At 69.4% G+C, this 21,915-nt stretch carries 23 protein-coding genes; 11 read left to right on the forward strand and 12 right to left on the reverse strand.

Features of this window, described 5'->3' with window-relative positions; all coding sequences use genetic code 11:
• Nucleotides 1–55: 55 nt before the first annotated feature.
• From ACGFY5_RS22730 to ACGFY5_RS22740, 3 genes are read right to left on the reverse strand one after another with little or no spacing between them, the layout of a single operon-like run.
• On the reverse strand, nucleotides 56–1,318 hold the full coding sequence (locus ACGFY5_RS22730) for a phenylacetate--CoA ligase family protein (RefSeq protein WP_392722662.1): 1,263 nt from the start codon (nucleotides 1,316–1,318) through the stop codon (nucleotides 56–58).
• A complete protein-coding gene (locus ACGFY5_RS22735; protein ID WP_392722664.1) occupies nucleotides 1,315–2,097 on the reverse strand; it encodes a co-chaperone HscB in 783 nt (260 codons plus the stop codon). Before ACGFY5_RS22735 ends, ACGFY5_RS22730 begins: the two co-directional genes overlap by 4 nt.
• Nucleotides 2,094–2,897: a CoA transferase subunit A gene (locus tag ACGFY5_RS22740; protein WP_392722665.1), complete on the reverse strand. Its 804-nt coding sequence runs from the start codon at nucleotides 2,895–2,897 to the stop codon at nucleotides 2,094–2,096. The genes ACGFY5_RS22735 and ACGFY5_RS22740 overlap by 4 nt, the downstream gene beginning before the upstream one ends.
• Before the next feature lie 29 nt (nucleotides 2,898–2,926).
• On the opposite strand from ACGFY5_RS22740, the gene ACGFY5_RS22745 reads away from it, so the two are divergent.
• From ACGFY5_RS22745 to ACGFY5_RS22780, 8 genes are all read left to right on the forward strand, one after another.
• Nucleotides 2,927–3,586 carry a TetR family transcriptional regulator gene (locus ACGFY5_RS22745; RefSeq protein WP_392722667.1) on the forward strand — a complete coding sequence of 220 codons (660 nt, stop codon included), beginning with the start codon at nucleotides 2,927–2,929 and terminating at the stop codon, nucleotides 3,584–3,586.
• A 63-nt stretch (nucleotides 3,587–3,649) separates the two neighbouring features.
• On the forward strand, nucleotides 3,650–4,801 hold the full coding sequence (locus tag ACGFY5_RS22750) for an acyl-CoA dehydrogenase family protein (protein WP_392722669.1): 1,152 nt from the start codon (nucleotides 3,650–3,652) through the stop codon (nucleotides 4,799–4,801).
• A 68-nt stretch (nucleotides 4,802–4,869) separates the two neighbouring features.
• Nucleotides 4,870–5,370, forward strand: a complete 501-nt coding sequence (locus tag ACGFY5_RS22755) for a flavin reductase family protein (protein WP_392722670.1) — start codon at nucleotides 4,870–4,872, stop codon at nucleotides 5,368–5,370.
• Nucleotides 5,371–5,386: 16 nt separating this feature from the next.
• The gene (locus tag ACGFY5_RS22760) at nucleotides 5,387–6,487 is read left to right on the forward strand and encodes an LLM class flavin-dependent oxidoreductase (RefSeq protein WP_392722671.1); all 1,101 of its coding nucleotides are present in this window, start codon (nucleotides 5,387–5,389) and stop codon (nucleotides 6,485–6,487) included.
• Nucleotides 6,487–7,332 carry an SMP-30/gluconolactonase/LRE family protein gene (locus ACGFY5_RS22765; protein WP_392722672.1) on the forward strand — a complete coding sequence of 282 codons (846 nt, stop codon included), beginning with the start codon at nucleotides 6,487–6,489 and terminating at the stop codon, nucleotides 7,330–7,332. Before ACGFY5_RS22760 ends, ACGFY5_RS22765 begins: the two co-directional genes overlap by 1 nt.
• 12 nt (nucleotides 7,333–7,344) lie before the next feature.
• The gene (locus tag ACGFY5_RS22770; protein WP_392722673.1) at nucleotides 7,345–8,052 is read left to right on the forward strand and encodes a TetR/AcrR family transcriptional regulator; all 708 of its coding nucleotides are present in this window, start codon (nucleotides 7,345–7,347) and stop codon (nucleotides 8,050–8,052) included.
• 193 nt (nucleotides 8,053–8,245) lie between these two features.
• The gene (locus tag ACGFY5_RS22775) at nucleotides 8,246–9,220 is read left to right on the forward strand and encodes an SDR family NAD(P)-dependent oxidoreductase (RefSeq protein ID WP_392722674.1); all 975 of its coding nucleotides are present in this window, start codon (nucleotides 8,246–8,248) and stop codon (nucleotides 9,218–9,220) included.
• A 102-nt stretch (nucleotides 9,221–9,322) separates the two neighbouring features.
• On the forward strand, nucleotides 9,323–9,658 hold the full coding sequence (locus tag ACGFY5_RS22780) for a Rossmann fold domain-containing protein (RefSeq protein WP_392722676.1): 336 nt from the start codon (nucleotides 9,323–9,325) through the stop codon (nucleotides 9,656–9,658).
• A gap of 77 nt (nucleotides 9,659–9,735) precedes the next feature.
• Here ACGFY5_RS22780 and ACGFY5_RS22785 read toward each other — a convergent pair whose 3' ends face one another.
• The 6 genes from ACGFY5_RS22785 to ACGFY5_RS22810 all read right to left on the reverse strand — a co-directional run bounded on the left by ACGFY5_RS22785 (nucleotide 9,736) and on the right by ACGFY5_RS22810 (nucleotide 16,102).
• A complete protein-coding gene (locus ACGFY5_RS22785) occupies nucleotides 9,736–11,199 on the reverse strand; it encodes an ABC transporter substrate-binding protein (RefSeq protein ID WP_392722677.1) in 1,464 nt (487 codons plus the stop codon).
• A complete protein-coding gene (locus tag ACGFY5_RS22790) occupies nucleotides 11,196–12,308 on the reverse strand; it encodes a branched-chain amino acid ABC transporter permease (protein WP_392722679.1) in 1,113 nt (370 codons plus the stop codon). Before ACGFY5_RS22790 ends, ACGFY5_RS22785 begins: the two co-directional genes overlap by 4 nt.
• The gene (locus tag ACGFY5_RS22795; RefSeq protein WP_392722680.1) at nucleotides 12,305–13,330 is read right to left on the reverse strand and encodes a branched-chain amino acid ABC transporter permease; all 1,026 of its coding nucleotides are present in this window, start codon (nucleotides 13,328–13,330) and stop codon (nucleotides 12,305–12,307) included. The genes ACGFY5_RS22790 and ACGFY5_RS22795 overlap by 4 nt, the downstream gene beginning before the upstream one ends.
• A 12-nt stretch (nucleotides 13,331–13,342) precedes the next feature.
• Complete coding sequence (locus ACGFY5_RS22800) at nucleotides 13,343–14,050, reverse strand: ABC transporter ATP-binding protein (protein WP_392722681.1); 708 nt, start codon at nucleotides 14,048–14,050, stop codon at nucleotides 13,343–13,345.
• A complete protein-coding gene (locus ACGFY5_RS22805; protein ID WP_392722683.1) occupies nucleotides 14,047–14,811 on the reverse strand; it encodes an ABC transporter ATP-binding protein in 765 nt (254 codons plus the stop codon). The genes ACGFY5_RS22800 and ACGFY5_RS22805 overlap by 4 nt, the downstream gene beginning before the upstream one ends.
• 91 nt (nucleotides 14,812–14,902) lie before the next feature.
• Nucleotides 14,903–16,102, reverse strand: coding sequence for a CaiB/BaiF CoA transferase family protein (locus ACGFY5_RS22810; RefSeq protein WP_392722685.1), 1,200 nt, complete (start codon nucleotides 16,100–16,102; stop codon nucleotides 14,903–14,905).
• A gap of 143 nt (nucleotides 16,103–16,245) precedes the next feature.
• On the opposite strand from ACGFY5_RS22810, the gene ACGFY5_RS22815 reads away from it, so the two are divergent.
• Complete coding sequence (locus tag ACGFY5_RS22815) at nucleotides 16,246–17,010, forward strand: enoyl-CoA hydratase/isomerase family protein (RefSeq protein WP_392723884.1); 765 nt, start codon at nucleotides 16,246–16,248, stop codon at nucleotides 17,008–17,010.
• Here ACGFY5_RS22815 and ACGFY5_RS22820 read toward each other — a convergent pair.
• Genes ACGFY5_RS22820 through ACGFY5_RS22830 form a run of 3 tightly spaced genes read right to left on the reverse strand, consistent with a single transcriptional unit; the run spans nucleotide 16,991 to nucleotide 19,215 of the window.
• The gene (locus ACGFY5_RS22820; RefSeq protein ID WP_392722686.1) at nucleotides 16,991–17,233 is read right to left on the reverse strand and encodes a biotin/lipoyl-containing protein; all 243 of its coding nucleotides are present in this window, start codon (nucleotides 17,231–17,233) and stop codon (nucleotides 16,991–16,993) included. The two genes, ACGFY5_RS22815 and ACGFY5_RS22820, sit on opposite strands and share 20 nt — an antisense overlap.
• Nucleotides 17,234–18,223 carry an alpha-ketoacid dehydrogenase subunit beta gene (locus ACGFY5_RS22825; protein ID WP_392722687.1) on the reverse strand — a complete coding sequence of 330 codons (990 nt, stop codon included), beginning with the start codon at nucleotides 18,221–18,223 and terminating at the stop codon, nucleotides 17,234–17,236.
• Complete coding sequence (locus tag ACGFY5_RS22830; RefSeq protein WP_392722688.1) at nucleotides 18,220–19,215, reverse strand: thiamine pyrophosphate-dependent dehydrogenase E1 component subunit alpha; 996 nt, start codon at nucleotides 19,213–19,215, stop codon at nucleotides 18,220–18,222. The genes ACGFY5_RS22825 and ACGFY5_RS22830 overlap by 4 nt, the downstream gene beginning before the upstream one ends.
• Nucleotides 19,216–19,311: 96 nt before the next feature.
• On the opposite strand from ACGFY5_RS22830, the gene ACGFY5_RS22835 reads away from it, so the two are divergent.
• Complete coding sequence (locus ACGFY5_RS22835) at nucleotides 19,312–20,394, forward strand: LLM class flavin-dependent oxidoreductase (protein WP_392722690.1); 1,083 nt, start codon at nucleotides 19,312–19,314, stop codon at nucleotides 20,392–20,394.
• A gap of 10 nt (nucleotides 20,395–20,404) precedes the next feature.
• Nucleotides 20,405–21,910: a class I adenylate-forming enzyme family protein gene (locus tag ACGFY5_RS22840; RefSeq protein ID WP_392722691.1), complete on the forward strand. Its 1,506-nt coding sequence runs from the start codon at nucleotides 20,405–20,407 to the stop codon at nucleotides 21,908–21,910.
• Nucleotides 21,911–21,915: the final 5 nt, after the last annotated feature.

Genomic DNA, 21,915 nt, shown 5'->3' on the forward strand with positions numbered 1-21,915 from the left:
CGGGCAGCGTCGGCGAGCGAGGTCGTCGTCCTCGGCCGTCCGGTGGACCCGACAGTCAGAGCCGACGGACGAGGCGGGCGGACTTGTGCGTCGAACGGGGCAGCGAGCCCGGCGCGCAGGGCACGACCGTCGCGCGGACGGTGAGCTCCGCGCGAATCCGCGCGGCGACCACCGACGCCAGCGCATCATCACCCTCGAGCTCCAGCTTGATCCCGGTCAGAAACCCGGTCGCCGAATCCACCAGCGACTCGTCCACGACGATCCGGAACTCCCCGGTCACCCCGTCCGTGCGCCGGAGAACGTCCTCCACCGCGCTGGGAAACAGATTCACGCCCCGGACGACGAGCATGTCGTCGGCGCGCCCCCGTACACCCCCGGGCAGCCGCGCCATCGTCCGCCCGCACGCGCACGGCGTGGAGTCGCGCACGACGACGTCCCCGGTCCACCACCGCACCAGCGGCGTCGCCTGCTTGTCCAGGTGGGTCAGCACGAGCACGCCCGGCGTACCGTCCGGCACCGGACGACGCGTCTCGGGATCGATGACCTCGGCGTACGCGAAGTCTTCGGCCAGGTGGCCGCCCGCCTGCGCCTCGCACTCCCACGCGATCGGCTGGAACTCGATCGACCCGTAGCCGTCGTAGGCTCGGGCGCCCCACGCCTCTTCCAGCTTCCGCCGGATGCCCGGCACCGCAGCGCCCGGCTCGCCACCGGTCATCACGATCCGCGGGCCGCGACCGCGCAGGTCGAAGCCCTCGCGCTCGGCCACCTCCGCGAGGTGCAGCAGGAACGACGGCGTACCGCCGACCGCCGTCGTACCCATCCGCAGCATCGTCTCGAGTTGCCGCACCGAGTCGGACGAACCGCCCGGCACACACAGGCACCCGAGCCGCTGGTAGCCGGCGGTGGCGCCGAGTCCACCGACAAACCAAGCAAAGCCAAAAAGACATTGGTAGACGTCACCAAGCCGCACACCGTGGCTGTAGGCGGCGCGGGCGTAGAGGTCGGCCCAGCGGTCGAGGTCGGGGCCGGTCCAGTAGACCGGGGCCGGGGACGAGGTCGTGCCGGAGGAGAAGTGCACGCGGCGGAGGTCGGTGCGGGGCGCTGCCACGAAGTCGTTCGGTGCGGTGACGTAGTCCTGTTTCGTGGTGAACGGGAGCTCAGGCAGTTCGTCGAACGAGTGCACGTCACCGAGCCCAGCGTTGCGGTAGTAGGCGCTGTACTCGCCGACGTAGGCCAACTGCCGCTTCAACGCAACAAGCTGCTCCGCTTCGATCCGATCCCGAGACCACTCCTCACAAGGGTCATGGAACCTGCTCATGGCGCCACCCTCCCCGCAGCGCCGCTCTCGGTGGGGCGGGTTTGCGTGGGGCGGGTTTCTGTGGCGGCGATCGAGTAGCCGGCGGCGGTGGCTTCGGTCAGTACTGCGGTTGCGTGGTCGAGTTCGGTGGGGGTTCGTTCGGGTGGTGGGGTGGGGGAGGAGGTGTCTACGCCCAGGGTCGCGAGGTGCTCGGCGAAGGCGTCGCAAGCGGGGAAGAGGGTGTCGAGGTGGGGTGTGGTGCCCAGGGTCACTGTCCCCCAGCGGGTCACGAGCCGGACGGTGGCGTCGGGGTTCGGGGCGGCGGTGACAGGGGAGACCGCCGCGACGATGCGGTCCATTCTCGTGCCGCCGTGCAGGAGGACGAGGTGCCGGGCGCGGAAGGCCGCGTCCGGGGCGCCACCCCCGCCGGGTAGGCGCACTTTCGGGCGTTCCCAGTCGCCGATCACCGAGGAGTTGGTGCGCCCCAGGATGTCGACGTTCGCCGCGTCGAGGAGCACGCGGCGGCAGCGGGGGACGATCGTGCCGAGGACGTCGGCGGAGGTGCCGAGGTAGGCGGTTGCCTGGTCGGTGCGGAAGTAGTCCGTCGTGCTGGTCAGGAGCTCGTCGGTGTCCCGGTCGAGTGCGGCGCCGGCTTCGAGCACCTGCGTGAACCCGTCGTACCCGAGCCGACGCGCGAGCCTCGCCGCCAACACCGGCAGGTTGAACCCGGTGAACACCCACCCACCGGCACGCAGTTCCTCCGCCGCGACGAGCAAGAACTCCGCCACCGACGCCGTCACCACCCACCTCCCGTTGCCTGCGGGTCGGCTGCTGTCAGGGCGTGCAGCCAGTTCGTGAAGCCGTCTGGTGTGGACGAGCGGGAGGCGTAATTCCGGTAGGCGGCTGGGTCACGGGGGTAGCGGCCTACGGCGCCGTCGGGGTGGACTGCGCCCGGGTGTACGACGACCTCGTCGACGTGGATTCCGGCGAGGTTCGCGGGGCGCGGGAGGTGGTCGACGATCTCTTCGGTGACCACGATCGTGGTGGTCGCGGCCTGGGCGGCGAACAGGTGCTCGCCGCCCGGGGCGAGCAGGAGCGCGTTGCCGCGGCGGTCCACCATGTCGGCGTGTACGAACGCCACATCAGGGCGTAAGGCCCGTACGACGAACGCCTCACCGTACGGCGAGGAGACCCGCGAGATCGCCCCACGCGCCCAGGTCACGTACCCGGTCTGCTCACTCGTCACGACCGGCGCGAACGGCACCCCTTCCGCCGCCGCCCGGAACGCCGCCGTCAGCACACCAAGGCTGAACTCCGTGATCTCCACCGCGGGCGCGCCCGACTCCGCGGATCGGCGGAGGTTCCAGGCCGGGGCTGGGCCGATCGGGTTCCAGCAGTGGGCGAACGTGACCCGACTGGCCACCCCCGCCCCGATCAGCTGATCGAGCAGCAAGCCACCGGATCCGGCCACCACGTGCAGATCACGGCACCGGGCACGGATCAGCGCCGCCCCCACCGCGAACAGCTGGGCACCGAAGTTGCCGAGATAGACGGTCCGGCCGGGTCGCACCCACTCCCGCACCGCTTGGTCAACGGTCATGTTGACATCCTAACGAGTAGGTTGGCCCCGTGACGGACGAACCAGCCCTTGCCCTACGCCAACGAGCAAACAGGGAAGAGGTGCTCGACGCGGCGGCGGAAGCATTCATCGAACGCGGCTACGCGGCCACTTCGATCGACGACGTGGCCGACCAGCTCGGCGGCACGAAGGGCCGCGTCTACCACTACTTCCGCACCAAGGGCGACCTGTTCCTCGGCGTCCACCGGCGCGCGCTCGACATGGCGATCGCCGCGGTCACGCCGCTGTTCGACGCCGACACGTCGGCCACGACCAAACTCCACGACATGGCCGAGGCCCACGCCCGCCTCATGATGGAGGAGTCCAGCTACATGCGGTTGGCCGTCCAGCACGCCGAAATGGCTTTGGCTGTCGAGGGCCGCACGCCCCGCCGCGCGCTCCTGGAGGTGCTCGCGCTCCGGAACGAGTACGAAAGCCTCTTCGAAACGGTCATCGCCGAGGGCATTCAGCTCGGTGAGTTCCGGCAGGTCGACGCCGGCCTCATGGCCAAGGCAGCGCTGGGCTCACTCAACTGGATCAGTGTCTGGTACCGCCCGGCCGGCCGCGGCAAGACGCAGCCCCAGGCGCCGGAGATCGCGGCGGAGTTCGCCCAGTTCGTCGTCGCGGGGCTCGTGAACCCCAAGCGCGCCACCCGTGAACGCAAACGTTGACGCACTAATCACCACCCCCTAGCGTGACCCGACATACCGATGAGTATGTCGAGAGGGGTTGTCATGGGCGTCGTCTGGGAACCGCCGCTGTCCGACGAGGCGGCCGAGTGGCAAAAAGTGGCCCGGGAAACCGCCCAGGCACACTTCGCGCCGCTCGCCGAGGAGCTCGACCGCGTCCAGCGGTACCCGTGGGAGCACGTCACGGTGCTGGTCGAGACCGGTCTCGCCGGGCTGTACGTCGGCACCGAGTACGGCGGCCGCGGCGCCGCGTTCGACACGGTCTGCGCGGTCATCGAGGAGATCTCCCGCGCCTGCGCCTCCACCGGCGCGATCGTCACCGCGTACGCGCTGGGCGCGTCCCCGATCGTCCTCGCCGGAACGCCGGAACAGAAAGCGAAGTACCTGGGCGGACTGGCCGAGGGGAGAGCGGTCAGCTTCGCGCTCACCGAGGTCGGCGCCGGGAGCGACGCCGCCGGCATCCGCACCACCGCCGTCCGCACGACCAACGGTTGGCATCTGAACGGCGAGAAGATCTACATCGGAAACGGCGGCGCCTCCCAGTACTACGTGGTCTTCGCGCTCACCGACCCGGCTGCCGGCACCCGCGGCATCTCCGCGTTCGTCGTCGACAAAGACGCGGACGGCGTCGTCATCGACGAGTACGCGGACAAGATGGGCCTGCGCGGGACCAACACGAGCAACCTCAAGCTCGACACCGTCGTCGGCGATGAAGCGTTGCTCGGCACCATCAACAAAGGCATGGGCCTGGCCATGCGCACACTCAACGCCGGCCGGATCACTGTCGCCGCCCAGTCGGTCGGGGTCGCGCTCGCCGCCTATGACGTCGGATCCAAGGAAGCCGCGAGAAGGCACACGTTCGGCACCCCGATCATCGACAACCAGGGCATCAGCTTTCCGCTCGCCGACGTGGCGACCCGCATCACCACCGCGCGCATGCTCACCCACCATGCGGCCACGACGTACGCGGCCGGGGGAGACGTCTCGATCCTCGGTGCGATGGCGAAGCTGGACGCCAGCGAGACCGCGCACAAGGCCGTCGACCTGGCCGTCCAGATCTTCGGCGGCGACGGCTACTGCAAGCCGTGCCCCGCCGAGCGTCTCTACCGTGACCAGCGCATCCTCGAGATCTACGAGGGCACGTCGGAGATCCAGCGCTTGGTGATCGGCCGAGCCGTCAAGGCTTCGTCTACATAAGTGTTGACGCATGCGTCGCGAAGCCGTACCGTCTCTATCAACGCTAGTGATGACGGATGGAGATCGCGATGACCACCCTGGCGACCGGCCCTTCGTTCACGTCCGACGACTTCCGGCACGTCTTCGGGCACGTCCCGACCGGCGTCGCCGTGGTCGCCGCGCAGACCGACGCCGGTCCCGCCGGACTGGCGGTGGGCTCGTTCATGTCGGTGTCGCTCGACCCGCCGCTGGTCGGGTTCTTCGTGGCGCACACGTCGTCGACCTGGCCGAAGTTGGCCCCGATCGGCCGCTTCGCGGTCAGCGTCCTCGACGAGAACGACGTGGCGACGTCGAACGCGTTCTCCGCGCGGGGTGGCGACAAGTTCGCGGGTCTCGACTGGCACTCGTCACCGCTCGGCCAGCCGGTGCTCGACACCGCGCTCGCCTGGTTCGACTGCACGGTCGAGCGGGTCACCGACGCCGGGGATCACAAGCTCGTCCTCGGTTGCGTCCACGACCTGCGGGTGCGGTCGCAGGGCCGTCCGCTGATCTTCTGCCACGGCACGTACCAGCGGCTCTCCGCCAGCTAACGAAGGGGTTAGACCAATGCGCGTCGGCTACAGCACGATCTTCCAGGGCAGCGGCGACCCCGCGGACGACCAGCGCGTCTACCGCGACGAATTAGCGCTGTGCGACCTGGCCGAGCCGCTCGGCTTCGACATGATCTGGGCGACCGAGCACCACTTCACCTCGTACACGATGTGCCCCGACCCGCTGAACTTCCTGTGCTACATGGCCGGTCGGACGACGAACATCCAGCTCGGTTCCGGCGCGGTCATCCTGCCGTGGCACGACCCGGTCCGCGTCGCGGAGAACGTCACGGTCCTCGACCTGATGAGCGAGGGCCGCTTCATCTTCGGCATGGGCCGCGGACTGGGCCGGATCGAGTTCGAGGGCCTCGGTATTCCGATGGACGAGTCGCGCGCGCGGTTCGTCGAGTCGGCCGAGATCGTGCTCCGTGCGCTGGAAACCGGCGTGCTCGAAGCGGACGGCAAGTACTACCAGATCCCACGGCGTGACCTGCGTCCCCGCCCGGTGAAGTCGTTCCAGAACCGGCTCTACGCCGCCGCCGTGTCGCCCGAGTCGGTCAAGATCATGGCCGACGTCGGTGCCGGCATCCTGATCAACCCGCAGAAGGACTGGGCCGAGGTCGCCGCGGACATGCGCGTCTACCGGGCGCAGTTCCGCGAGCTGAAGGGCATCGACGCACCGGCGCCGATGGTCACCGGCTGGGTGTGCTGCGACCAGGACGAAGTCAAAGCACGGGACATGGCCCAGGAGTACATCGCCACGTACTACGAGTCGGTCTTGTCGCACTACGAACTCGGCGGCCGGCACTTCGAGAGCACCCATGGCTACGAGTACTACAAGCAGCTCGCGTCCTACATCGACAAGAAGGGCACGAGCAAGGTCGTCGAGAACTTCATCAACCTTCAGATCTGGGGGACGCCGCAGCAGTGCTACGAGCGGGTCATGGACATCCGCTCGCAGGTCGGCAACGACGGGCTCAACGCGGTGTGCTCGTTCTCCGGCATGACCAGGGAGATGGCCGAGGCCAACATGCGGCTGTTCGCGGCCGAGGTGATGCCGCGCCTGAAGGAGGTCCCCGCTGTCGACTTCGCCGAGCTCGACCAGGTCAGCGTCTGATGAGCAGCGTGATGCGGATCGTCGCCGAGGGTCTGCGGTTCCCGGAGGGGCCGGTCTACGTCGGCAACGGTGAGGTCGTCGTCGCCGAGATGAAGGGTGAGGCGATCTGCCGGGTTTCCGGCTCCACGCTGACCCGGCTCGGAGATTGCGGTGGCGCACCGAACGGCGTCGCGCCGGGTGCGAACGGCGAGTTCTACGTCGCGAACAACGGCGGACTCTCCGCCGAGGGCGCCGGGTACTGGCACGCGCCGCGGCAGTTCGACGGGCGGGTGCAGCGGGTGGCGCCGTCCGGCGAGGTCACCACGGTGTTCGACGCGTTCCCCGGGCCCGCCCCGCACCGCCCGAACGACCTGTGTTTCGGACCGGACGGCACGCTGTACGTCACCGACTCCGGGAACTGGGAGGACATGCGGAACATCCGCGCGGGTTCCCTGGTGGCGCTCGGCGCGCAGCGGTGGTCGGTGGAGATCCCCGCGATGCCCAACGGCGTGGCGGTCGCTCCGGACGGTCGGGTGTTCGTCACTCAGACACTGACGAAAAAGGTGCTCGTCGTGTCCGACGGCGAGACGACCCCGTTCGCGAAGCTGCCCGGCGGCATGCCGGACGGGCTCTGCTTCGACGCCGACGGGAACCTCTACGTCTGCGCGAGCTTCGGCAACGCGGTGTACGTGTACTCGCCGGACGGTTCGCTGGCCGAAACCCTGGACACCGGTCCCGGCACCCAGCCGACGAACTGTTGCCTCGGCGACGGCGTCCTGTACGTGACCCTGGCGCTGACCGGCCAACTCGCCGCGTTCGACCTGGGGGTGAAGGCGGCCGCCGTCCACTCGGGGGCCATCGCGTGACAGGATCGACCGGTGACCCCACCCACTCCGCGGTCGTCGCGGCGCACCCGGCGTCCGCGCCCACCCGCGGCAGCGTCGACGGCGCCGGCCAGCGAGATCGCCCGCCGTCGGGCGGAGCGCCGCGAGGCGACCGGGCGTCGTTCCGACGCCCGCTGGAGCGAGATCCGCGCGGGTGCGGCTCGCGTCTTCGGCACGCTCGGCTTCGCCCAGTCGACGTTGGAGGACGTGGCGGCCGAGGTCGGGTTGAACCGGGCGACGCTGTACTACTACGTCGGGACGAAGGAAGAGTTGCTGGTCGCGCTGCTGGACGAGCCGATCTCGACGCTGCGGGTCGCGCTGGAGGAGGTCGCCGCGCTGCCGATCCCGGCGCGGGAGAAGCTCGAGCGCGCGCTCGGGGAGTACGCGCGGGCGATGGCGACGAAGCCGGAACTTCTGGTTTTCCAGGGCGAGAACGTGCACCAGGTGATGTCGGGGCCCGAGGCGGAGCGGATCCGGGAGAACGCCGACCGGTACGGGAAGGTGCTCGCGGAAGTCATCGCGGAAGGCGCGCGGTCCGGGGATTTCCGGGCCGACATCGACCCGGCGGTGGCAGTGCTGGGGATTCTGGGCATGTTCAACTGGATGCACCGTTGGTACAACCCGGCTGGGCCGCGGACGTTGGAGTCGTTCGGCGAGGACTTCACGACGATGGCCGTGTCCGGCCTGACGCCCCGCCCCTAGCCGCGCGAGCCTTGAACACTTTGGCGGCCCATAGGCCCCCAGAGTGTTCATGCCCCAACCGAGCCGCCGCGGTCGGGCGTCGTGCCGGCGCGGTCGGGCGTCGTGCTGCCGCGGTCGGGCGCGGCGGCGCCCCGCTTCGCGCGCGGTGCAGGGCCGTCGGTGGGCCGGCGCATGCGCTCTGCGGGGTGGCGGCGTGAGCGCGCCTCGGCCTTGCCCGGCGGAAGTCGCGGTCGTGCCGGTCGGCTCGTATGTGGGGCGCACCGCGCTGGTCACGGGGGCTGGGAGTGGGATCGGGCGGGCGGTGGCGCATCGGCTCGTGGAGCTGGGTGCGATCGTCGTCGGCGTGGGGCGGCGGATTGCGCCGCTGGAAGAGACGGCCGCGGGGAGCCCCGCGCCCGAGCGGATGCGGGTTCAGGCGCTGGACATCCGGGACCGCGGCGCCACGAGCGACTTCGTCGAGTCGCTCGGGCCGCTCGACCTGCTCGTGAACAACGCCGGCGGCCAGTTCATCGCCCCGGCCACCGCGATCAGCGCGCGAGGATTCGCCGCTGTCGCCGACCTCAACCTCACCGCGATCGCCGCGACGATCCGCGCCGCCCACCCGGCCCTCGCCCGCGCCGCGCACGCGGACCTGACGCGCGGTGCGCACGTGGACCTGACGCGCGGTGCGCACGTGGACCTGACGCGCGGTGCGCACGTGGACCTGACGCGCGGTGCGCACGCGGATATGACGCGCGGTGCGCACGTGGACCTGACGCGCGGTGCGCAGCGCGGCCCGGCGCGTATGGGGGCGCGTGTCGTCACGCTCTCGCTCACCGCCCCCGACCGCGGTTCGGCCGGGATGGTGCACTCCACCACCGCGCGCGCCGCCCTCGCGGGCCTCACCCGCACTCTCGCGCGAACCTGGCGCGACGACGGCATCGCGCTGTTCTGCCTGGCGCCGGGCACCGTCCACACCGCGGGTGTCGCGGGCGAGCTGCCCGCCGCCACGCTCCAGCGTGTCGTCGACAGCACGCCGTTCGGCCGGGACACGAGCCTTCACGAGGTCGCCGAATGGGTCGCCGCGCTCGGTACCGGCATCGCCGACGCCGTCTCCGGCTCGTTCATCGAGATCGACGGCGGCGCCGGCCTGGTGGACGCCGCCTCCCGCATGCTCGACGACGCCTGAGCGCCCGCCCGTGAATGGCGGACCGTCCCCGTTCGTGGTTGACCGCTTTCCCTGCCATCACGGGGGAGAAGCGTTCAACCACGAGCCGAACGAGGAGGCACTGTGAACGCCATCGTCAGGATGGATGCGGCCGCGGACCTGGACGCTGCGGCCGGTGGTCAGCTGGCAGATGCGCTGACCAGGGCTTTCGTGGAGGCGAAGGAAGCCTGCGCGCGCGGCGACAACGTGCTGGTGATCGCCCGCACAGACGAAACCGACGCGCTCCGTGGGGCGCTGGGCGCCCTCGTCCGGAGTCTCGCCCGCGAGAACGCCGCGAAAGGCGTCCGGGTGAACGGCTTGATCGTGCCGGTAGACGCGGACGTGGACGCGTTCGCCGCTTTTCTCGCGACCCCCGCGGCCACCATGGTCACCGGCGCCATCCTGGAAAGCCCCCGCTGAACCAGCGAGCGGCGCCGGACAAAGTCCGGCGCCTCACGCGGCGGCGCCGGACCGAAGGCCCGGCGCCACACCACCAACTACTTCGCCGACGCCTTCGTGAAGTTGCCGAGCTTGCCCTCGTTGTCGATCGGCGACCCCACCGGCTCGAAGTGGCCGGCTGACGTCGTCGTGGCCCCGGTGTACCGGAACACCTGCCCGGCCTCGAACGGGAACGCGTCGTCCACGCCGCTCACCTTCCCGGTGACCCCGGACGCCATCAACGGGTACGTGCTCGAGTACGAGTGCGCGGCCACGTTGATGTTCGCCCGGTTCAGCCCGCCCTTCATGATGCTCGCGTCCTTGAGCACCTGGACGATGTACCAGCCCCAGAACCAGCCGTTCGCGTACTGCGCGTTGTTCGCGTCCAGCCCGTGCTTCTTCAACGTCGAAATCGCGAGTGCGGCAAACGTAGGATTCCCGTTATCCACGTCCGTCGGCGCGTAGTAGTACCGCACGACCTGCGTGCCGTTGCCGGTCAGGCCCTGCTCCTGCAGCGGTACGTACGTCGTCGCGATCTGCGCGCACGAGTTCGACGTGATCAGCGTCGGGTCCCACGCGCTCTTCTCGACCGCCCCGATGCCTTGCGTGCAGAACGTGCCGGCCTCGATCAGCACCGCGACCTGCGCCTTGCTGTTCGCGGCGGTGGTGACCTGGTCGTTGAGGTTCGGCGCGTCGACCGCGTTGGTCTGTTCGGTGACGATGCGAATGTTCGTGCCCTCGACCGCCTTCTTGAACCCGCGGACGTAGGACTGGCCGAGCGCGTTGTCGATCGAGATCAACGCGACCGTGGCGCCCTGCGGGAACTGCTGCTTGATCGACTCGGCCCAGATCGCGCTCTCGTTCAGGTAGTTCAGGCCGAAGCCGGTGGTCCAGGCGTTCTTCTGGGGGTCGAAGAACTCGTCGTCGGACGCCGCGGTGAGCAGCTGACCCATGCACTGGGTGTTCATCTCGTGCTGCACGTTCAGGTTGTTGGCCGAGCCGAGCAGCGCGAAGCTCGACGCGAAGGAACCCGACTGCACCGCCGCGTCGACGTTCTTGCGGGTCAGGTCCGGCTGGTACTGGTCGTCCTCGACCTCGAGGGAGACCTTCCGCCCGAAGATGCCGCCGTTGTCGTTGACGTAGTCGAAGTAGCTCTTGATGCCGTCGCCGATCGCGCCGTAGGCCGCGAGCGCACCGGAGTGCGGCATGCTCGTGAAGAGCTTGATCTCCTTGTCGGTGATGCCGGAGTCGTTCTTCCAGTTCGCCGGGCAGTTCGACAGATCCAGCGTGAATCCACCGGGACCGGAATACGTGCAGCCGTCGGACTGCCCGTACTCCTTCAGCGCCGTGTTGGCCGTCGGCACGGTGCCGTCGGCGGACGAGTCGCTGCCGGTGGAGGGCGACGAAGTGGAACACTTCGCCGCCTCGGCGCCCTTCTTGCTGTCTTCGTGGGAACACGCGGTCATCGAAAGGGACACGGCGAGCGCTGCCGCGGCGGCGACGAACGTCTTCGTACGTCTCATGGAACGAGCCTCTTTTCGGCCGGAACGGGGGTTTCACGAGCGGGCAGGAGTTGGTGGTCCTGCCAGCCACGGGGTGACGTGGGCACGACGTCGACGAAGCGACGGAACAGCCGCCGCACGCCGTCGGCCACGCCACCGGGCAGCAGGAAGATGAACGCGAGCAGCAGGACGCCGGAGAGGATCCCGACCAGCTGCCCGGCGCGCGGGCCGGAGAACAGTGCCTGGTCGGACGCCCAGTCGGCGATCGACGTCCGCAGCGTGACGAACACGATCGCGCCGGGGATCGCGCCCCAGATCGTCCGGCTACCCCCGGCGATCAGCGCGACCAGCAGGAAGATCGACAGGTTCAGGTTGAACCGGGCGCTGGACACCTCGGGCAGCTGGATCACCAGCAACGACCCCGCGACACCACCGAACGCCGCGCTCATCGCGAACGCGAAGATCTTCACCCGGGCCACGGGCACACCGGCCGCCGCGGCACCCAGCGGAGCGTCCCGCACCGCGATCATCGCCCGCCCGATCCGCGAGTGGACGATGTTGTAGGCCACGAGGAACGCCACCACCGCGACCAGCACAATCGTGTAGAAGCGGATCGTCGCCGGTCCCGTGACCGAGTACGGATCCACCGGCAGCCACGTCGGCACCTGCATCGGATCCTCGGCGACCTTGCCGTTCGGCCCCCCGGTGAGCCCGGCGAACTTGTCCACGACCACCGGGAACAGCGCGGCGATCGCCAGCGTGAGCGTCGCCAGGTACAGCCCCTGGATCCGCAGCGCGGGCATGCCGATCAGCGCACCGGCGACCAGGCAGATCACTATCGACACCGGCAACGTCGCCAGGTACGGCCAGCCGTGGTCGGCGACCAGGATGATCGTCGTGTAACCGCCGAGCCCGACGAACGCGCTACCGCCGAGCGAAATCTGCCCGCAGTAGCCGATCAACAGCCCCAAACCCACAATGGCGACGCCGTACGCGACCAGTTGGGAGAGCGTGCCGATGCCGGAAATCGTGCCGATCGCGTACGGCAGAGCCAGCAACAGCGCGACCGCCAGCACCCCGAGACCGAGCAGCGTGAGGCGGTAACCGCGGGTTCCCGCAACGACTCTCATACCCGCTCCGATCCGCGCGCACCGAGCAGGCCCGTCGGCTTGAACTGCAGAACCGCGATGATGACGACGAACGCGCAGGCCAACCCGAACGAGCCGCCGACCGCGGGGACGTAGCCGGTCACCAGCGTCACGGTGAGGCCGACGACCGCACCGCCGACCAGCGCGCCGACGACGGAGTCCAGCCCGCCGAGCGTCGCGGCGGCGAACGAGTAGACGAGCACCTTGTCCATGAACGTCGGGTCGAGGAACGTCGTCGGGGCGACCAGGCAACCGGCGAGCGTGCCGACCGCCGCGGCGAGTGCCCACGCGCCCTGCACGGTCGCGCCGATGTGGACCCCGACCAGCCGGGCGGAGTCGAGGCTGCTGGCCACCGCCCGGAACCGCAGGCCCATCCGGGTACGGGTCAGCACCAGGTGCAGGGCCAGCACCAGCACGACCGCCAGCAGCAGCGTCCCGAGTTCGACGTAGGACAGGCGCGCCCCGAGCACCTCGACGTGCGAACCCGAACCGGTCGGGAACAGGCTCGGGAAGCCACGCGGGTCGAAGCCCCAGATCATGGCGGCGCCCGCGTTGAAGATCAGGTACAGCGCCAACGTGACGATCGTGATCGCCAGGTGGTTGGCCGGGTCGAACGGCCGCACCAGCACGCGTTCGACACCGGCGGCTCCCACCGCGCTGACCAGCATCGCCAGCAGGATCGCGACGACCAGCGGCAACCCCCACGAGTTCCACGCGGTGTAGGCGAGGAACGTGCCGGCCATCGCCATCGCACCCTGCGCGAAGTTGATGACGCGCGTCGCCTTGTACACCAGGACCAGCGATAGAGCGACGAGCCCGTACAGCACCCCGTTCGACGTGCCGTCGACCAGTCGTTGCAGGTAGAGCGTTGCGCCGTCGGCGATGACCGCGTAGGCGGAGAACACGGCGAGCGCCGCGACCACGATGCTCAGGGCCCGGCGCGCCGAGCGTCGGCGGGCGAGGCGGAGCACGTCGGGAGGGGCTTGTTTCTCGAGAACGGTCACGATGTCCTCCCTTCAGTAACCGAGGTAGGCCTTGCGGATCGAGTCGTCGGCGGTGAGTTCGGCCGCGGTGCCCGCCGCGGCGACCGTTCCGGCTTCGAGGACGTAGGCGCGCTGCGCGTCGGCGAGCGCGATCTGGGCGTTCTGCTCGACGATCAGCAGCGCGACCCCGCTCTCGGCGCTTGCCCGCGTCAGAACGCCAAAAAGCTGTTCGACGACGTTCGGCGCGAGGCCGAGTGAGGGCTCGTCGAGGAGGAGGAGCCGGGGGTGGCTCATCATGGCCCGGGCGATCGCGAGCATCTGTTGCTCACCGCCGGAGAGGCTGCCGGCGGCCTGGTCGCGGCGCAGCCTCAGACGGGGGAACACCTCATACCAGTGGTCGATGTCGGCGTCGATGCCGCGTCGACGGGTGAGGCCACCGGCACGCAGGTTGTCCTCGACGGTGAGGTCCGGGAACGTGCCCCGGCCCTGGGGCACCATCGCCAGGCCGTGTGCGACCAGCTGGTCGGTGCGCCGTCCGGTGATCGGGTCGCCGTCCAGGTCGATCTCACCGGTCGTGCGGACCATGCGGCAGATCGAGCGCAGCAGCGTGGTCTTTCCGGCCCCGTTGGCGCCGAGCACGACGACGCTCTCTGCGGTGTCGACGTTCAGGCTGACGCCGTGCAGCACCTCGACGTCGTCGTAGTAGGCATGAAGGTCTGTGACGTGCAGCAGTGCACTCATGCGGACCGCCCCAGGTAGGCCTCGGCGAGCCGGGAGTCCGTGCGGATCTCCGCCGGGCGGCCGCTGACGAGGTTGCGGCCGAAGTCGAGCGCGACGACGTAGTCGGAGAGGTCCATGACGAACGCCATGTGGTGCTCGACCAGCAGCAGCGTGACGTCGAGCTCGTCGCGGACCGTCCGCAGCACGTCGCCGAGTTCGCGGACCTCGCCGTGGGTGAGGCCGCTGGCCGGCTCGTCGAGCAGCAGGAGGCGCGGTCGGAGGACGACCGCGCGGGCGAGTTCGACGCGTTTGAGCGTGCCGAACGGGAGACCGGTGCAGAGTTGGTGGGCAACATCGGCGACCCCGAAGTAGTCGAGCGCCGCGTAGGCCTTGGCCTTCAGCTTTTTGTCTTCGCGGTAGGCGGGGAGGCCGAGCGGGGCCCGTCCGAAGCCGACGTGCCCCTCGGCGTGGAGGCCGACCATCACGTTGTCCAGGACGCTCAGCCCCGGCCAGAGCGCGAGGTTCTGGAAGGTGCGGGCGATGCCGAGCTTGCTCAGGTCCGAGGCGCGGTGGGCCAGCAGGGACTCGCCGGCGAACCGGATCTCCCCGCCGCGCGGACGCACCAGCCGGCTGATCGCGTTGAACGCGGTGGTCTTGCCCGCGCCGTTCGGCCCGATCAGCGCACACACCTGCCCGGACCGCACCTCGAACGACACCCCGTCCAGCGCGGTCACGCCCCCGAACCGCACCGTCAGATCACTGACCTCCAGCAGCGCGGTCATGACCGCCCCCCGCCGTGGCGCGCGCTCATGCGCTGCCGGAGCTCGCGCAAGGGCGCGCTCACTCGCTGCCGGAGTTCGCGGAAGCGCGCGGTCATACGATCCCCTCCGCGCGGAGGGCCGTCAGGTCGGCGTCGGACAGGCCGGCGAGGTCGCGGAGGATGGTGGCGGTGTGTTCGCCGAGGGACGGGCCGACCGCTTCGATGGCGCCGGGGGTGCGGGAGAACTTCGGGACGACGCCGTTCATCGGTACGTCGAGTTCGTCGCCGCCGACGGAGGCCTTGCGCTGGACCACCATGTCGCGAGCCGCGAAGTGTTCGTCGCCGAGGATCGTGGCCGCGGTGCTGATGAGACCGGCGGGAACGCCACCGTTCGCCAGGGTGGCGAGGGCCTCCGCGGTGCCCAGGCCGCGAGTCCAGTCGGCGACCAGCCCGTCGAGTGTCTCGGCGTGGGCCCCACGCGCGCTGTGGCTCGCGAAGCGTGAATCCGTCGCCAGCTCGGGACGCCCCATCACGTCGGCCAAGCGCCGGAACACCGTGTCGGCGTTCCCCGCGATCACGACCTCCTCGCCGTCCGCGGTCGGGTACACGTTGGACGGCGCGACGCCGGGCAGCACCGGCCCGGTACGCGTCCGGAGCACCCCGCCGTGCACGTAGTCGGCGAGCAACGACTCCATCAGCGCGAACACGGCCTCGTAAATCGCGACGTCGACCTCCTGGCCGCGGCCGCTGCGTCCGCGTTCGGCCAGCGCGGCCAGAGCGCCGACCACCGCGAACAGGCTGGCGAGCGAGTCGCCGAGGCTGATCCCGGTGCGTGCCGGTGCCCGGTCGGGCGCGCCGGTGGTGAACCGGATCCCGCCGACCGCCTCGGCGATCGAGCCGAACCCGGCCTCCCCGGACTTCGGCCCGGTCTGGCCGTACCCGGAGACGTGCACGTAGATGACACCGGCGTTCCCGGCGCTGACGCTCGCGTAGTCGAGTCCCCAGCGGTCGAGCGTGCCGGGCCGGAAGTTCTCCAGCACGATGTCGCACTCCGACGCGATCGTGCGGGCGAGCTGCTGGCCGCGCTCGGTGCGCAGGTCGAGCGTCACGGACTTCTTGTTCCGGGCGATCGCCGGCCACCAGAGGGACGCTCCGTCGCGGGTGACGCCCCAGTGGCGCATCGGGTCGCCGGTGACCGGTGCCTCGATCTTGATGACCTCGGCGCCGTAGTCGGCGAGCAGCTGGCCGGCGAAGGGGCCGGCAATGAAACTGCCGAGTTCGAGCACGCGGATGCCGGATAACGGGCCCACCATCGACCTCCTTGGGGATGGGGATTGCACACAATCAGCAGCTCGCCGATCTCATTCGGCTGAACGCCGGTCCATTACGCACTATCAACACTAGTGTTGGCAAGAGGTAGAAGTGAGATTGCATACATCAACGAGTGGGGTGCGTGATGCTGCGACAGGCCGACTACGAGCGGATCCGGCTGGGTTTCGCTGGATCGGTGCTCACGCTGACGCTGGATCGGCCGGAGCACGGGAACCGGGTGGACGACACGATGCACTCGGAGTTGACGCGGATCTTCACCGACGTGCGGGCGGCTCCGGACGTGCGTGCGGTGGTGCTCACGGGTGCCGGGGACGCGTTCTGCCTGGGTGGTGACGCGGGTCCGGAGCGGACGTTCACCACGTTGACCGGGCTCACACCGATCGCGGAGGCCCGGATGATGATCGAGTCGCTCATCGACCTGGACCAGCCGTTGATCTGCGCGGTGAACGGGGATGCCTTGGGGCTCGGCGCGATCCTGGCCACGGTGGCCGATGCCGCGTTCATGGCTCGCTCCGCGAGGTTGGGGGACCGGCACGTCGCCGGCGGGGTGACCGCCGGCAACGGCAGCGCGGCGCTCTGGCCGCTCCTGATCGGCGTCAACCGCGCGAAGTTCTTGCTGTTGGAGGCAGCGGTCCTGACCGCGGACGAGGCCGTCGACGTGGGGCTGATCCACGCGGCGTCCGACGACCCGCTGGCCGAGGCCACGGCCCTGGCCGAACGCTGGGCCGCCCTCCCCCCGTACGCCCTCCAATCCACGAAGGCGATCCTGAACGCCCACCTCCGCACGGCCCTCGGCATCCTGCGGCTGGGCTTGGAGTTGGAGGACCGGGCCCTGGCGGGCCCGGAATTCGCCGCCGTCCGCGCCGCGGTCAGTCGGGGAGTTCGATGACGCACAGGAGGTCCCGGACCTCGATCACGTCGCCGGCGTCGCCGCGGAGTTCGCGGACGATGCCGGCGACCGGGGCGGGCACGACCGAACGGGCCTTCTCGGCCTCCACCTCGACGAGATCGGCGCCCTCCGGCACCGTCTCGCCCTCCTCGACGTACCAGTCGACGATCTCGGCGTCGCTCATCCCCATGGAGAGCTGGGGCAACCGCACTTCGTGGCGCATCTACTTCCCTTCGACCGCGCGACGCACAGCCGCGACGACTTTGTCCTTCGTCGGATAGATCTGCTTCTCCAGCGCCGGGCTGAACGGCACGTGGATGTCGTCGGTCGTCACCCGCTGCACCGGCCCGCGCAACGACGAAAAACAGTTCTCGACGACATGAGCGGCGATTTCGCTCGCGGCGCTGCAGGTCCGGTTGGCCGGGTCGACGACAACGAGCCGCCCGGTACGGGACACCGACTCCTCGATCGCCGGCCAGTCCATCGGCACGAGCGTCCGGGGATCGATCACCTCGGCCTCGATGCCCTCGTGAGCGAGCTCCTCGGCGGCCTGCAGCGCGAGGAACGCCCCCTGCCCCAGGCCCACGATCGTGACGTCGTCGCCTTCCCGGCGGGTAGCGGCGATACCGAACGGGATCAGCTGATCCTCCGGGGGCAGCGGCGACCGCCCCTTCCGGCCCCAGAGGTTCGCGTCCTCGAAACACAGCACGGGGTTGTCGTCCCGGATCGCGGTCTTCAGCAGCCCTTTGAGATCCGCGGCCGTACTCGGCAGCAGGATCTTCAGCCCGGGTACGTTCATGAACATCGGATACGGCCGATCGGCGTGATGACCGGCCGTTCCGCCGTGGTAGTACAGCGCGGCCCGCACGACCACCGGCAGTGTCGCCTGACCACCGAACATGTACCGGGCCTTGGCCAGCTGTGAGACGAACTGGTCCATCGCGCCGAACACGAAGCTCGCGACGGTGAGGTCGATGATCGGCCGCAACCCGGCCATTGCCGCCCCGGCGGCCAGACCGATCGAGCCCGCCTCGGACAGCGGCAGGTCGCGGATACGGTCGGGCCCGAACCGGTCGAGCATGCCGTTGGCGGCGCCGAAGATGTTCGCGCGCAGGTCCTGACCGAGCAGCACGACGCTGTCGTCCCGCTCCATCTCCTCGCGTTGAGCCTGGTTGATGGCCTGGAGGAAGCCGAGCTGGCTCGCGCGGCTCATGAGTGCGCCTCCGCGTACAGGTCGGTGTAGGCGTCTTCCGGCGGGGGATAGGGGCTGTTCCTGGCGAACTCGATGGCAGCGTCGACCTCAGTCGTGACTTCGGCCCGAACGGAGTCGTCAGCGAGACCCCACTCCTGCAGACGGGCGAGGAACAGCGCGATCGGGTCCTGGTTCTCGCGCCAGTCCTTGACCTCGTTGTCGTCGAGATAGGGCACCGGCACCTGCAGGCCGTACGCGTGCTCGTGGAACCGGTAGGTCTTGGCTTCGATCAGCGTCGGCCCGTCGCCGGCGCGTGCCCGGGCCACCGCCGTTCGGGTAGCCCGGTACACCGCCAGCACGTCCTGGCCGTCGACGACGACGCCGGGCATGCCGTACCCGGCGGCGCGGATCGCGATGTCGGGCACCGCCGTCGTGTCGGCCATCGCCGCGCTGACCGCCAGCCCGTTGTTCTCGCAGAAGTAGATGACCGGCAGGCGCCACGTGCCGGCCATGTTCGCCGACTCGTGGAACACGCCCTCGTTGGCGGCGCCGTCGCCGAAGAAACAGAGCGCGACCTGGCCGGATCGTTTGACCTGGGCGGCGAAGCCGGCGCCGGTCGCGACCGGGATCGCCGAGCCGACGATGCCGGACTCGCCCAGGCTGCCGACCGAGAAGTCGGCCAGGTGCATGCTGCCGCCCTTGCCGCCGCAGACGCCGCCCTTCTTGCCGAGGAGCTCGGCCATCAACGCGTCGAGCCGGGCGCCCTTGGCGATCGGGTGACCGTGCGAGCGGTGGTTGCCGGTCATGTAGTCGTCGGTCGTCGTCGCCAGGCAGGCCCCGACGACGGCGGCCTCCTGACCGATCGAGAGGTGCACCATCGCGGGCAGCTCGCCGGCGTGGAAGAGCCGGATCGTCGCTTCCTCGAACAGGCGCACCGCGTACATCCGGCGGAGCATCTCGGAGGCGAGCGCGCGTCCCTCCGGTCCGACGAACTCGTCCGGAACAGTCGTCATCGACGGGCCCTCCGCGTTGTCAGCGTTTTCGTTGACGACGAGCTTCGCAGCGGTTTACGGTCTGCGTCAACGCTGACGATGACATTGAGGTTCTGGATGAAACTCGCGTTGATGTATGAGCTGCCGGTGCCCAAGCCGTGGACTGATGACAGTGCGTACACGGCCTTTGAGAACACACTGCTGCAAATCGAACTCGCTGACCGGCTCGGGTTCGACAGCGTGTGGACGGTCGAGCACCACTTCCTCGGTGAGTACTCGCAGTCGTCCGCGCCGGGTGTTTTCTACGGGGCCATCGCGGCCCGCACGCAGAACATCCGGATCGGCCACGGCGTCCGGCTCCTGCCGTTCCCGTACAACCACCCGGTGCGTGCCGCGGAAGCCGCCGCGACCGTCGACATCCTGTCCAAGGGCCGGCTGGAGTTCGGCACCGGACGCTCCGGCACCCGCACGGAGATCGAGGGCTTCGGCATCAGCCCGCCGGACACCCGCCCCATGTGGGAGGAGGCGCTCGACGTCGTCGTCGGCTGCTGGACCGAAGAGGAGTTCAGCTGGGACGGCCACTACTTCAAGCTGCCGCCGCGCGGGGTGGTGCCCAAGCCGATGCAGAAGCCGCACCCACCGCTGTGGGCGGCATCGTCGAGTTCCGACAGCCACGAGATCATCGGCCGCAAGGGCCTCGGGCTGCTCTCGTTCTCGGTGGCGATCCCGCCGGAAGGCCTCACCAAGCGCATCGGCCGCTACCGCGACGGGCTCGCCGAGGCGGTGCCGGTCGGCAAGTACAAGCACGAACGCATTGCGACGTTCGCCCAGGCGCACTGTGCGGCGACGACAGCGGAGGCGCACGCGGACGCGCGGGAGGCGTTCCCCTGGTACATCCAGACGTCACTCGAGCAGATCGCCGCGCTCGGTGCCTGGCAGGAGGGCACGAACCTGGGCAGCTACGAGTACGCCCGGAGTCTGCTCGGCGGCACTTCGCTGGATGAGTTGACCTTCGACTACCTCGTGAACAACGAAACGGTCCTCTGCGGTGATCCGGACCATTTCCTCCAGATGTGTCGCCGTTACGAAGCTGTCGGCGTCGATGTCTTGTTACTGCTGGTGCAGTCGTACAACATTCCGCACGAGAAGGTTCTGCGCTCGATCGAGCTCATCGGCACCGAGGTCCTTCCCAAGCTGTGAAGGGGACACCGTGGTCCACCAGAACACCAGGACGGCGGACTGGATCCGCATCAACGCCGGGAACACCCCGGACCGAGCCTGCTTCGTCACCGAGCGCACCACCTACACGTTCGGCCAGGTCAACAGCCGGGTGAACGCGATCGCCGTCGGCCTGCAACGGGCCGGGGTCGGAAAGGGCGACCGCGTCGCGCTGTTCGCCACCGACTCGGTGCCGTACGTCGAGACACTGTTGGCCTGCATGAAGCTGGGCGCGGTCTACGTCCCGCTGAACTTCCGGCTGGCCCTGCCCGAGCTGCAGACGCTGCTGGCGACGGCGTCGCCCGCGGCGCTGTTCTACAGCGATCGGTACTCCGACATGGTGCGAGGGCTCGACGTGCCCTTGCTGGTCAACTACGAGTCGGACTACGAGGCGATGGTGGCCTCGAATCCGGACGAAGAGATCGATACGCCGGTCTCCGACGACGACCTGGTGTGCCTCGCGTTCACCAGCGGCACGACCGGGCTGCCCAAGGGCGTCATGCACTCGCAGCGCATGGTCAAGCACATGATCATGCAGTGCATCCTCGAGCGGCGGATGACGAACCTGTCGTTCCACTACTCGGCGGCACCGCTGTTCCACGTGGGCGGGATGCTCTACACGCTGGCCGGCGTCGCCCGCGGCCACACGTCACTGGTGTTACCGGCGTTCGACGCAGGCCTGGTCGCGCAGTGGATCCTGAGCGGCGAACTCGACGGTGTGTTCCTGGTGCCGACGATGATCGACACGTTGCTGCACGAGCCGTCGCTGTCTTCGGGGCGGATTTCGACGCTGAAGTCGATCGGGTACGGGGCGGCGCCGATGTCACCGGCGTTGCTGCGGCGGGCGATGGAGCGCTTCAACTGCGAGTTCCTGAACATGTTCGGCGCCGGCACCGAAGCCGGACTGCAGACCGTCCTGACGCCGGAAGACCACCGGCTCGCGCTGGCCGGCCAGGAGCACCTGCTCGGCTCGATCGGCAAGGCCGGGATCGGCGTCGTCCTGCGGCTGTGCGACGACGACCTGAACGACGTGCCGCCGGGTGAGGTCGGCGAGATCGTCACGCGCTCCGACGCGTGCATGTCGGGGTACCTGGGGCTGCCATCGGAGACCGCGGAGGTCCTCGTCGACGGGTGGTTCCGGGGCGGCGACATGGCCTACCGGGACAAGGACGGGTACCTGTACCTGTCCGGCCGCAAGAAGGACATGATCATCCGCGGCGGGGAGAACATCTATCCGCCGGAGATCGAGAGCGTGCTCTGCGCGGTGCCCGGCGTGCGGGAGGCCGCGGTCGTGGGTGTTCCGGACGTGCACTGGGGCGAGATCGTGCGCGCGCACCTGGTGATGGAGCCGGGTGCTGTTTTCGACCCGGAGGCCACGCGTGCCTACCTGGCTGCGCGGCTGGCCAAGTACAAGATCCCGGCCGTTTTCGAGATCGACGACGAACTGCCCCGGAACGCCAGCGGCAAGGTGCTGAAGCGTGATCTGCGCTTGCGTTGACGTGA

Origin of the sequence: Cryptosporangium sp. NPDC048952 (assembly GCF_043197895.1) — a bacterium.
Lineage (GTDB): Bacteria > Actinomycetota > Actinomycetes > Mycobacteriales > Cryptosporangiaceae > Cryptosporangium.